Annotated in this window: 11 protein-coding genes; 7 read left to right on the forward strand and 4 right to left on the reverse strand. The window is 62.9% G+C overall.

Going from position 1 to position 11499, the window contains the following annotated elements:
* The first annotated feature begins 298 nt into the window (after positions 1-298).
* The 6 genes from ABSG20_RS18965 to ABSG20_RS18990 all read left to right on the forward strand — a co-directional run bounded on the left by ABSG20_RS18965 (position 299) and on the right by ABSG20_RS18990 (position 5657).
* Positions 299-832: a 2,4'-dihydroxyacetophenone dioxygenase family protein gene (locus tag ABSG20_RS18965; protein ID WP_423866046.1), complete on the forward strand. Its 534-nt coding sequence runs from the start codon at positions 299-301 to the stop codon at positions 830-832.
* A 244-nt stretch (positions 833-1076) separates the two neighbouring features.
* A complete protein-coding gene (locus ABSG20_RS18970; RefSeq protein WP_423866047.1) occupies positions 1077-2336 on the forward strand; it encodes an ABC transporter substrate-binding protein in 1260 nt (419 codons plus the stop codon).
* 35 nt (positions 2337-2371) lie between these two features.
* The gene (locus ABSG20_RS18975) at positions 2372-3241 is read left to right on the forward strand and encodes a branched-chain amino acid ABC transporter permease (RefSeq protein WP_423866048.1); all 870 of its coding nucleotides are present in this window, start codon (positions 2372-2374) and stop codon (positions 3239-3241) included.
* A 3-nt stretch (positions 3242-3244) separates the two neighbouring features.
* Positions 3245-4240 carry a branched-chain amino acid ABC transporter permease gene (locus tag ABSG20_RS18980; RefSeq protein ID WP_423866049.1) on the forward strand — a complete coding sequence of 332 codons (996 nt, stop codon included), beginning with the start codon at positions 3245-3247 and terminating at the stop codon, positions 4238-4240.
* On the forward strand, positions 4237-4953 hold the full coding sequence (locus tag ABSG20_RS18985; protein WP_423866050.1) for an ABC transporter ATP-binding protein: 717 nt from the start codon (positions 4237-4239) through the stop codon (positions 4951-4953). Before ABSG20_RS18980 ends, ABSG20_RS18985 begins: the two co-directional genes overlap by 4 nt.
* Positions 4950-5657, forward strand: a complete 708-nt coding sequence (locus ABSG20_RS18990) for an ABC transporter ATP-binding protein (RefSeq protein ID WP_423866051.1) — start codon at positions 4950-4952, stop codon at positions 5655-5657. Before ABSG20_RS18985 ends, ABSG20_RS18990 begins: the two co-directional genes overlap by 4 nt.
* Before the next feature lie 6 nt (positions 5658-5663).
* On the opposite strand, the gene ABSG20_RS18995 is transcribed toward ABSG20_RS18990, so the two are convergent.
* A complete protein-coding gene (locus ABSG20_RS18995) occupies positions 5664-6659 on the reverse strand; it encodes a catalase family peroxidase (RefSeq protein ID WP_423866052.1) in 996 nt (331 codons plus the stop codon).
* 520 nt (positions 6660-7179) lie between these two features.
* On the opposite strand from ABSG20_RS18995, the gene ABSG20_RS19000 reads away from it, so the two are divergent.
* The gene (locus tag ABSG20_RS19000; protein WP_423866056.1) at positions 7180-9948 is read left to right on the forward strand and encodes a TOTE conflict system archaeo-eukaryotic primase domain-containing protein; all 2769 of its coding nucleotides are present in this window, start codon (positions 7180-7182) and stop codon (positions 9946-9948) included.
* 172 nt (positions 9949-10120) lie between these two features.
* Here the strand turns inward: ABSG20_RS19000 and ABSG20_RS19005 are convergent, their stop codons facing one another.
* The 3 genes from ABSG20_RS19005 to ABSG20_RS19015 all read right to left on the reverse strand — a co-directional run bounded on the left by ABSG20_RS19005 (position 10121) and on the right by ABSG20_RS19015 (position 11277).
* Positions 10121-10324, reverse strand: coding sequence for a type II toxin-antitoxin system VapB family antitoxin (locus tag ABSG20_RS19005; RefSeq protein ID WP_423866053.1), 204 nt, complete (start codon positions 10322-10324; stop codon positions 10121-10123).
* 150 nt (positions 10325-10474) lie between these two features.
* Positions 10475-10972: a GNAT family N-acetyltransferase gene (locus ABSG20_RS19010; protein WP_423866054.1), complete on the reverse strand. Its 498-nt coding sequence runs from the start codon at positions 10970-10972 to the stop codon at positions 10475-10477.
* Between the two features lie 2 nt (positions 10973-10974).
* Positions 10975-11277: a type II toxin-antitoxin system TacA family antitoxin gene (locus ABSG20_RS19015; protein WP_423866055.1), complete on the reverse strand. Its 303-nt coding sequence runs from the start codon at positions 11275-11277 to the stop codon at positions 10975-10977.
* Positions 11278-11499: the final 222 nt, after the last annotated feature.

An 11499-nucleotide genomic window follows, 5' to 3' on the forward strand; every position in this document is an offset into this window, starting at 1 on the left:
TTCACGCCCGTTTGCGAATCCCCATTCTGTCCGCCGAGTCAAAACGCCGCATCCTCGCCGCCGCCCGAGCCTCAGCAAGCACCCCAGTTGCAATTGCGATTCATTCGTATTGAGAACTGCTGGCGGCACAAGCCCGCGATTGAACGCAGGGCTGGAATATGCAGAATATCCCGCTCGACCCGACGCCGACACGGCTGAGGGCAATTGGGCCTGCAGCGTCTATAAACATAAAAGACAGATCAGCAAACCGAGAGCAATCGGCTTGCAGGGGATGCGCGGACATTACCGGGAGGATGCGATGAACGAACAACCGAAGCCTGAATTCTGGCGTGGCCTGACGCCGATCGAAAAGGTCTTTCAACCCGACGCCAAGCCGGAAGTCTATATCTCGAATGCGCCGACCGACGATGAGCGCTATTACGTGCCCTTCAGCGACACCGTATCGTCGCGGCCGCTGTGGATTTCGCCCTCGCAGAACAAATGGGCCGATATCCTGATGGCCAAGGGGGCCGGCCTGGTCAACCGGCATTATCATCCGCATGAGGTGTTCGCCTACACCATCTCCGGTAAATGGGGCTATCTTGAGCATGATTGGGTCGCCACCGCCGGCGACTTCGTCTACGAGACCCCGGGCGAAGGCCACACGCTGGTCGCCTACGAGCATCCCGAGCCGATGAAAGTGCATTTCAACGTGACCGGTCCGCTGATCTGGCTCGATGAAAAGGGCGAGACCACCGGCTATTTCGATGTCCACACCTACATCGACCTTTGCCGCAAGCATTATGACAAGGTCGGTATCGGCGCCGCCTATGTCGACAAGCTTTTCAGGTAATCCGCCGGCGAGCGGACCGGCGATCGTCGCGGCGGCCTGAACTTCAGGCCGCTGACGGCCTCTTCTCGCCGTCGATCGCGGGACAGTCGCCTCAAGCACCTGCTCGACGGCTGACACGCCAGAGCTACGATAGCGCTGCAGTCCAAGTCGGGTGCGCACTGGTCCAAGACAGGGCCCGACAGAACGGCCTAATATTTCAGATTGCAATCCGGGCAGAGACCTGGACCATGAGGGGAGGGAAGTCATGAAATCCACGATCGGGATGTTCGCGGCCGCGGTGGCCGCAGCGCTGCTATTGCCGGCGGGGGCCGCGCTGGCCGCGCCGACCTGCGGGCTCAACAACGGCAAGAAGGCCACCGGCGAGCCGATCAAGGTCGGCGCCGTTGTCGGTCAAACCGGTCCGGACGATTTCTCGTCGTCGGCCTACGCGGCGAAGGCCTATTTCGCCTGCGTCAATGCCAATGGCGGCATCAACGGCCGTCCGATCGAGTATTTTATCGAAGACGACCAGTGGAATCCGGAGGTGGCGGCCCAGGTCGCGACCAAGCTTGTCAAGGACATGAAGGTGGTGGCGCTGGTCGGCAGCGGTTCGTTTGTCGAGATGGGCGTCAACGCCAAGCTCTATGCCACCGAGGACGTGATGTCGATGGCCGCGGCCTGCGCAGTGTCGGAGTGTTTTGAAGCCAAGAACATCGTTTCGACCAATGAAGGCCCGCTGCCGTCCAATGTCGGCGCGGTGCAATGGGCGGTGGCCAATCTCGGCACCAAGAACGTCGTCTGCGTCACCCCGAATATTCCCAGCACCGGCCCCTATGCCTGCACCTGGATCGAGAAATTCATGGCCAAACGAGGCCTCAAGAGCTCGAATGTCTATGTCGATCCCGCCGCCCCGGACCTCAATGCGGCGTTGCTGCAGGCGGTGGCCTCCGGCGCCGACACGATTCTGGCCGCGCTGCCGGCCGGGCTCGGCGCCGCCTTGCTGAAGCCCGCGCAGGAACAGGGATTGCGGGACAAGTACAAGTGGATCGCGCCGACCACGTTCTATGACAAGAACATTCCGGCCGCGCTTGGCGACTACTGGGCCGACCATGTCTACGTCAATATCGAACTGGCGCCGTTCGAGGAAACCGGACCGGACGCGGCCAACTGGCGCGACGTCATGGACACCTACGCCTCGCCCAAGGATCGGCGCGACACCTTCAGCCAGGCCGGCTTCCTGGCAGCTAAATTCTTCGTCAATGCGGTGCTGAAACTCGATCCGGCCAAGATCGACCGCAAGACCGTCACCGCGGCGATCCGAGGCATCGCCGGCGAGAAGTCCGACCTGCTCTGCGCGCCCTATTATGTCGGCGACGGCGACCGCCACATGCCCAACCACACCAACCGGATGGTGCAGCTGGTGAAGGGCGGCTTCAAACTGGTCGGCCAATGCAGCGACGTCGATAGCGCCTATCTCGACCCGATCCGCGACGCGGAGAAGAAGCTCGGCATCGCGGCGAAATAAGGTCGCGGCGCCAGCTAACCGGATGCTTCGCCACGATGGCCTATTGGCTGTTTCTTATCTCCGGCCTCGCCGTCGGCGCGCTCTATGCCCTCGGCGGGGTAGGCCTCGTGATCCTGAACCGCGCCACCGGCGTGCTGAATTTCGCCTATGGCGCGATCGGCGGGCTGGGGGCGATGGTGGCGTGGCAGCTGCTCGACTGGGGCTGGCCGGAACCCGTGGCGTGGGCGGCCAGTATCGGCCTCGGCTGCCTGATCTCGCTCGGATATGGCGGCCTCGTTGCGCCGCGGCTCGCCCATCGGGAGCCCGTGGTCAAGGCGGTGGCGACGCTTGGCCTTGCCATCGTCCTGCTCGGCATCATGAACCTGCTCTGGATCATCACGCCGCGGCGGTTGTCGCTGGTCACCGATCTCGCCTCGATCGAATGCCTCGGCCTTCGCATCACCGCAACGCGGATCCTGGCGCTGACGGCGGGGGTCGCAGCGACGGTTGCGATGGTGGTGTTTCTGGCCCGCAGCCGGATGGGGCTGATGATGCGCGCGCTGGCCGACAACCGGCAGGTGGCGGCCGTTCTGGGGACGCCGATCCGGCGAGTCGAGGCCATCGCCTGGGGGCTTTCCGGCCTGCTGGCCGGGTTCACCGGCCTGTTGTTCGGCGACCTCGTCCGGCTCGACCCGGCGGTTTTGACCTTCGTCGTCATTCCCGTCATCGCTGCCACCGTCGTCGGGCGGCTGACCTCGATTCCCGGCACATTCGGCGCCGGGCTCCTGATTGGCATCATCGAGAGCATGCTTGCGCTCGTTCCCTCGCTCTCGCCTTACCGCGTCGCCGCCCCTTTCGTCGTCGCCATCGCCGCCCTGATGTGGCTGCAGCGCGGACGCGCGCTGACCTTTGCCGGCGAAGACTGAGCCATGGGATCATCAAAACCCATTCGCCGGATCCTGGCGGCGTTGCCCACGGTGCTGATCGTCGCGGCCGCGGCGCTCGCGATCGTGCTCACCGCCAACGCGCAGTGGCTGAAGATCCTTACTTCCGTCGCCGTCTACACGCTGACATCGGCGGCGATTGCGCTGCTCTACCGCCGCCTTGGCCAGGTGACGCTGGCCCATGTGGCGCTGATGGGCTGCGGCGGCTGGGTCGCGCTGCGGCTGGCCCATGGCACCGAACTGCCGTTCGAAGTCGGACTGCTGGCCGGCGGCCTGTTCACCGCCATCGTGGGCATGCTGATGGCCTACCCGGCGCTGCGCATGCGCGGGCTTTATCTGGCGCTGGTGACGCTGATGGCGGCCGGCGGTTTCGCGATCCTGATCGGGGTAATCCGGTTTCCGAACGGCGGCGCCGGCTGGACCGGATTTGAGGTGCAGGCGGTCGCCTATATGCGCCGCCCCTTACTGGCGCAGTCGGACCAAGCCTATCTGGTCTATTCGATCGCGGTCGCGGCGCTCGGTTTTCTCATCATCCATTTGCATGAGATCGGGCGGCCGGGTCGCGCCTGGGCCTTGATCCGGAAGAGCGAGGCCTCTGCGATGGCCGCCGGTGTCAACGTCACCTTCTACAAGGTCTGGGGGTTCGCGCTGTCCGGATTCCTGGCCGGGATCGCCGGCGGACTGCTCGCCGGCAGCTTGCAGCTGCTCGACGCCCGCTCGTTTCCGGCAGCCGAATCCGTTTTGATCTTCGCGCTCACCATCGCCGGCGGCGCCTGGCATTGGTTCGGCGCGGTGATCGCCGCCGCGCTCTACCGGCTGTTGCCGGCGCTGTTCAATGATTGGGGCATCAACGGCAACGCCGCCTATATCATCTTCGGCGCCGGGCTGGTCCATGCGCTGATCACCGCGCCCCAGGGTATCGCCGGACAGATCGCGACCGGCCTCAGCGGTCTGTTTGCTCAAAGGGGAAAGCGGCCATGATCGCGATCGACGGCATCACCGTAAAATTCGGTGGTGTGACCGCGCTGAGCGATATCAGCGTCAAGCTGGATGCTCCGGTCGTCGGCATCATTGGTCCGAACGGGGCCGGCAAGACCACGTTCCTGAACGTGTTCTCCGGCTTCATCCGGCCGCGTGCGGGCTGCATCACCGCGTTCGATACCGATCTCCTGAGGATGGCGCCCTATCTGCGCGCCCGCTGGGGCCTGCGGCGGTCGTTCCAGATGGAGCAGGTGGTCGACGAACTCACGGTCGAGGACAACGTCCGTGTCGTCCTTGACCCGCTCGGCCTCGGCGGCCGCGAGCGCGACCATGCCGTCGCGGCGGCGCTCGACTTCACCGGCATCGCTGGCCTGCGGTCGGCGGCAACCGCCGAACTCGACAGCTTTCAGCGTCGCATGACCGAACTGGCGCGCTGCGCGGTAGGCTCGCCGCGCATCCTGTTGCTCGACGAGCCCGGTGCGGGTTTCGCGGAAACCGAGACCGCCCATCTGCGCCAGGTGATCGCCGGCATGCACGATTTCAATGGCGCGATGACGCTCCTGATCGATCATGACGTCGATCTGATCCAGACCACATGCCCGATGACGATGGTGCTGGATTTCGGCTCGCTGATCGCCTTCGGCGCCACCGACGATGTGCTCAGGAATGACCGGGTGAGGGCGGTCTATCTCGGTGTCGAGGAGATCCGATGAGCGAGCTCGTCATCAGGGATCTCGTCGTCAAGCGCGCCGGCAAGGTGGTGCTTGGCGGCGTATCGCTGAAATTGTCGGCCGGCAAGATCACGGCGCTGCTGGGTCCGAATGGTGCCGGAAAAAGTTCGCTGGTGCTGGCACTGGCCGGCGTGCTGCCGATCGATGCCGGCACCATTTCGCTCGACGGGCGGGAGCTGGCGGGGAGTTCGCCCGAGATCATTCGCCGCAACGGCATCGCCGCGATCCTGGAAGGCCACCGGGTGCTGGACGGCCTCACGGTCGATGAAAACCTGCGCGCCGCCGGGTTCCATCACGATGCTTCCGCGTTGAAAAGCGCGGTCGGCGATGTCTACGATCTGTTCCCCGAATTGGCCGAGCGCCGCGGCCAGCGCGCACGGCTGTTGTCCGGCGGACAGCAGCAGATCCTCGCGCTCGGCCAGGCGCTGGTGGCGCGCCCGCGCTTCATCCTGGCCGACGAGATGTCGCTTGGTCTGGCGCCTTTGATCGTCAAGCGGCTGATGGCGGTGCTGGCGCGGCTGGCGGAAGAAGGCACCGGCGTGCTCTTGATCGAACAATTCACGGCGGTAGCGCTGCGACTGGCGTCCGATGTCTGCGTGATCTCCCGCGGCCGCTTGACCTATGGCGGCCCGCCGCAGCCGCTGCTCGCCGATCCCGACATACTGCACCGATCCTATCTGGCCTGAGCGTTTCTATTTGGTACGGCGGCCGAACGATTCCGCGTAGGCCTCGGTGCGGGTGTTGATGATCGGGTCATCTGATGGATCAATGCCGGTCGTCACGTTGGTAGGCAAGAACAGCAAATCGTTCTCGACTTTCTTGGTGTCCAACGCCTTGATGACCGCGATTTCGCCGAGCGCCACCGTCGGCCGGCTGTCCGGCCAGACCTTCGTGGCATCGGTGATCGGATCATCAGCGGCGGCAACCTGCACCAGGAGGCGGAACTTGACCGGTCCTTTTTCCAGCGATGCCCGTAGATTGTCGGCGAGCGCATTCGGGGCACGCTTCGCGGCCTCCTCATCACTCACAAAAGCGGGGCCGCTCTCCGGCACGAGGCGGTAGCGGCCGAACTTGCTCGTTCCCTGCGCATTGGTGAACTTGAATGCATTGACGCCGAAGAACGGCTGCGTGCCATAACTGACCGCCACAGGCCGCGGCGTCGTGACAAAAGCGAGGGCGGCCGGATGGGTTGACAAGAATTTCTCGACCGGGGTCGGCTTAGGCGCATCGGGACCGCTCGCGCCGGCGGCCTGCAGCAGGGCCAGAAAGTCCTCGCCGGTCGCGACCGGAAACCCGTTTGCCGATATGCAAACAATGTCGGCTTCGCTTCCATCCTTAAGACGGAACTTGATGGCCATGCCGCGGACACCGCCGGTCGACGGATCGATGTCGGGCGCGTCCGGCACGCCGCCCGAATTGGAAAAGCGAATCGCCAGCGGCGTCGGGGCACCTTTGAGAAAGACAGCCGAACTCAGTGCATCGGCGCCTTCGGCCGGTGTGAACATGCCCTCGAATACGGCGCCCGTGGCATGGTTGGCCCGAACGCCCGGATGCGCGCCGTAGAGCGCGTTCATCTGGTTGACCAACCGAACGCCGAGCGGCTCGTCTTCGGCACCGGCGCCGGTGGCGCCTGCCGCCAGCAGCGCCGAGAATGCGATGCCGACTACAACACTTCGAAACAATCTCACGACAATCCTCCTGGTCCATCACAATGCGCTGCAGAGTTGCGTCAGTCTGTCGAAAAATCGCGCACACGTCTACCGATCCAAACTGAAACTGACCGGTTCAGGCAATTTTCGGTCCCGCAATGAGGTTGAGAAGGGCGCCCACAAGGGGCGACCCTTGTGGTCGCCCTCCTTCGGCGCCCCCGCATCCAGACTGCTTGGTCCAAGGGGTCGGCCAAAGGCTGGAGTCAAACTAATACAGTACGGTTGCTAGAAATCGAACGCGTCCGGATTCTTCCCGTTGTCGCACGGGCGTTCTGACATCTCGGGCACCCTGTCCCCGCGCCCTTGCGCCAGTCTCGGCTTCGGGACAAGGTCGAAGGCGTGATGGCTCTCGGATCGCCAGGGCCAGAGGCGCTGGTTCCGCGAGGATAAGACGACGATGACTTTCCAGCAGGTGGAGTCCGTAGAGACGCTCATCGTCGCCCCGCTTGACTCCGCCGGCCGGCGCGACCGGGCGGTCGACAACCGCTCTTCGCCTGCTATGAAGGTCGCGCTGTTTCGGTCGCTGTTTCGCGGCCGAGAGGATGTGTATGCGCGCCGGTTCGAAAGCCGGAAGTCGGGCAGATCGGGCTATCAGCCGGATTGCGCCAATGAGTGGGTGAGGGGCGTCTGCGAAAAACCGAAGATCAGGTGCACGGAATGTCCGCATCAGCGGTTCCGTCCGGTCACCGATGCGGTCGTCACCTGGCACCTGCAGGGTCACGACGACGTCGGGGCGCCGTTCGTGATGGGCGTGTACCCCATGCTCCCTGATGAAACCAGCTACTTTCTCGCGGTCGACTTCGACAAGAACAGTTGGCGCGCGGATGCCAGCGCGGTTCTCGAGACCTGTCATCTATTGAGCATTCCCGCAGCGCTGGAACGATCGCGCTCCGGCAATGGCGCGCACATTTGGATTTTCTTCGATCATCCGATTCCAGCGTCGCTGGCGAGACGTCTCGGCGCCCATATCATAACGGAGACGATGGAACGGCGGCCCGAGCTTGGCCTGAAGTCCTATGACCGCTTTTTCCCCAATCAGGATACGCTCCCGAAGGGCGGATTCGGTAATCTGATCGCGTTGCCGCTGCAAAAGCATCCGCGCGATCGCGATAATTCTGTGTTCCTCGACCCGAACTTCGCACCTTATGCCGACCAATGGGCATTTCTCTCGACCATCCAGCGAATGGATCGGCCTACGGTCGAGCATGTCCTTGAGCAGGCAGAGGCGACCGGTCGCATCGTCGGAGTTCTCCTCCCTGCAACGGAGGAAGAGACACACGTCCCATGGCAAACTCCGCCATCGCGCCGTCGGAAAGATCCCCCGATAGCCGGCCCGTTGCCCGAGATGCTGGAATTAGTGCTGGCCAACGAAATCTACGTCGCGAAAGAGGCGCTGCCGCCGGCGCTGCGCAACCGGCTGCTTCGCCTGGCGTCATTTCAGAATCCGGAATTCTACCGGGCTCAAGCCATGCGGCTGCCAGTCTACGATAAACCCAGGATCATTTCGTGCGCGGAGGATCATCCCTCACACATCAGTTTGCCGCGCGGTTGCCTTGAGCACGTGCAGCGGCTGTGCGCCGATTTGAAGATTTCCGTAACCGTGCGCGACGAACGTTACGCAGGTCTGCCGCTTGCGGCCGAGTTTCGCGGCGAATTGCGCCCGGAGCAGCTGGTGGCGGCCCAAGCGATGCTGGCCAGCGACACCGGTATTCTCGCCGCCACCACCGCATTCGGAAAAACCGTCGTTGCGGCGTGGCTGATCGCACAGCGCCGCACCAATACGCTCGTGCTGGTGCATCGAGCGCAGTTGCTTGAACAATGGGTCGAGCGGCTTCGTTCTTTTCTCGACCTGCCGGAGCAATCGATAGGCCGAATCGGAGGCGGACGAAGGAAATTTATCGGAGCGCTGGATGTTGCGTTGCTTCAGAGCCTGGTCCGCAAAGGCACGGTTGACGATCGCGTCGCCGACTACGGTCACATCATCGTCGATGAATGCCACCACCTCCCCGCATACAGCTTCGAGCAGGTCGCGCGTCGTGCCAGGGCGAAGTACTTTACGGGATTGACCGCGACGCTCACGCGCAAAGACGGGCATCATCCCATCGTGTTCATGCAGTGCGGATCCGTTCGCCACCGCGTCAATGCAAAAAGCCAGGCGATTATCAGACCATTCGAGCATCATGTCTTCGTTCGCCCGACGGCATTCCGTCCGCTACGCGAGCCGCATCCCGACGAAAGGATACAGTTCCACGACCTCTGCAGCGAATTGGCGAACGACGAGGTGAGAAACGGGCTCATCTGCGACGAAGTGGTCGGAATCGTCAAGCAAGGGCGTTCTCCGGTCATACTGACCGAGCGCAGGGAACATCTGGATCGCCTCTTCAACCTTCTCACACCGCGGATTCGGCATGTGATCGTTTTGCGTGGCGGCATGGGTCGGAAAGACCTTAAAGCGGCTGCCGAGCGGCTGGCGGCCATTCCTCGCGAGGAGGAGCGGCTGTTGCTGGCGACGGGGCGATACCTTGGCGAGGGATTTGATGATGCGAGGCTGGATACGCTGTTCCTGACCATGCCGGTTTCCTGGCAGGGAACGATTGCGCAATATGTCGGCCGGTTGCATCGCCGCTTCGATGGGAAGAACGAGGTCAGGGTCTACGACTATGCCGATCTGAACGTGCCTGTGCTGGCCCGGATGTTTGACCGGCGCTGCCGGGGATATGAAGCTGTGGGATACAAAATCCTATTACCGGCGAGTGCGGTTCCGGGGTGGCCGGCCGACGTTCCCTTGCCTGTTGATCCGCAATGGAAGCGGGACTACGCGATCAGCGTCCGCAGGCTGATCCGAGACGGCGTGGACGCGCCGCTCGGGACGCTGTTCGCGAACGTCGCCCGGGAATTTGCACCTGATGCCGAAGGTGCCGATCGGGCGAGGAGTGCAACCGAGGCATTTCTCTATCGCCGGCTGGAAACGCTGCCGACGATGGCGGGACGCTTCAGGCTCAATGCCGAGCTGCCGATTGCGTTTGACGGTTGGGGCCGAATGGAAGTCGACTTGCTGTGCCCGATCGCTCGCCTGGCCATAGAATTGGACGGCTCGCACCATCTCGGAAATGTCGAGGCCTACCGGCGAGATCGCAGAAAAGACCAGTTGCTCCAGGAGAATGGTTATTTCGTTCTGCGCTTCCTCGCAGAGGACGTAGGAAAAAAACTCGATTTCATCTTGGATGCCATCGAGCGAACTTTGGTTTGCCGCAGCGCGCGCAGTTGAGGCCATCGGGCGCGGTTGACCGGAGGCGCGCTTCAGGCAGGTCATCGGCGGCATCCTGATACGGAAACCAGTGCTGTAACCACACAAGCTTGGCCACGTAACAATGGGCGCTGCCGTTTCACATGTCGGTTGTGTGAGGAAATCCAAGAGTTTCTTCCGCTGTCGACAACGATCACCCCGATCCTCTCCGCTTGCGGCTCTGGGCGAGCTTGCCGCGCCAGCGGTACTTGCCGAACGCCGCGTCGACCTCGTGCTGCCGTCGCAGCCTGATCATCAAACGGAGCGCCTCCTCCACCGTCTGCTTCTTGGTTGTATGTCCGGAAGCCTTCTGGGCTTCTGTCATCAGCGTCTCGTCGCTCTCGATATTGGTGCGCATGGCGATTCATCGTAATGTGTGTGGCTGAGTGTGACGATACTCATGACGCCCGACGCCCGCAATGGCCGGGCGGCTCGACCCTGGCTCAGCCTTGAGCTTTCCGAAGGGGATTGTCAAAAAGCGGCGAGCTTGGGTCTGCGACCGGCCGTTTCAGCGAAGTGACCTGGCAATGTCGGCGATCGACCTGAACAGGATGAGCGGGTCGTCCTTTGAGGGAAGGAAGCCGCGCCGCCTCCAGAACGCGGCAGCCTCGACGTCAACCGCGTTTACAATCAGTGCGCGACCGCCGATGAGCTCGGCTGCCGTGACGCAGCGTTGCAGTGCATGTTTCAGGAGGCCCGTACCAACTCCCTTGCCGATCCAATTCTGATCGGTCGCAAGCTGCCCGAGCAGCAGGCAGGGGACAGGGTCGGGCGGCTGGCCGGTCCGGATAGACCGCGGCAGTATTGAGGGCACGATGGCCGTTGGCGCCAGTCCGTAATAACCGATCACCCGATTGGATTCATGGACGACGAGAACGGCCGTAAAACCCTTTTCCTGGTTAGACCAGGCTCGCATTTTGAGCCAGCGGTCGAGCGACGGCTTGCCGCAGGAGAACCCGGCGACATCGTGGCCCGCCGTCAACAATTCGGGGCCGGAGATCGCCAACCTCAGCTCTCGTTTCCCGCACCACCGGTCTCCCATGGGGCGCTGCGCCGGAACAGTTCCATCATCTCGGGGACGGCGCTGGCCGGTCTGGACAATGCCGCGACGAAGGCCTTGAAGCCTGTGGGACTCATCCGGATGGGCAAGGCCTCCATCAGAACATCCTCGGCCGCTCGGACAGCCGCTTCGCGCACAAAATCCGTGCGTGAGCGACCGCGGAGCGCTGCGGCTCGATCGATGATGGCGATATCAGCTTCGGGCAGCCGCATCGAAAGCGGATGCTCCTTGCGATCAACCGCCCGAGACATCAGAGACCTCCAAGCCGACGACTTATACACATCTCGGCAATCTAAAGCGCTGTAGCGCATTTTGCAATACGTTCGATGCAGAATTTTGAGCGGTCGAATAGTAATCTACCACTGAGCAGTAACATCGGGCGCGAAGGCGCGGACTTTACGTGGACAGCGCGTTTAATTCACTCGCAAATTTTGCCGAACTGGTCGTCCAACTTTGCTCCGCCTGACCTCACG

The organism is Bradyrhizobium sp., assembly GCF_049512235.1.
Lineage (GTDB): Bacteria > Pseudomonadota > Alphaproteobacteria > Rhizobiales > Xanthobacteraceae > Bradyrhizobium.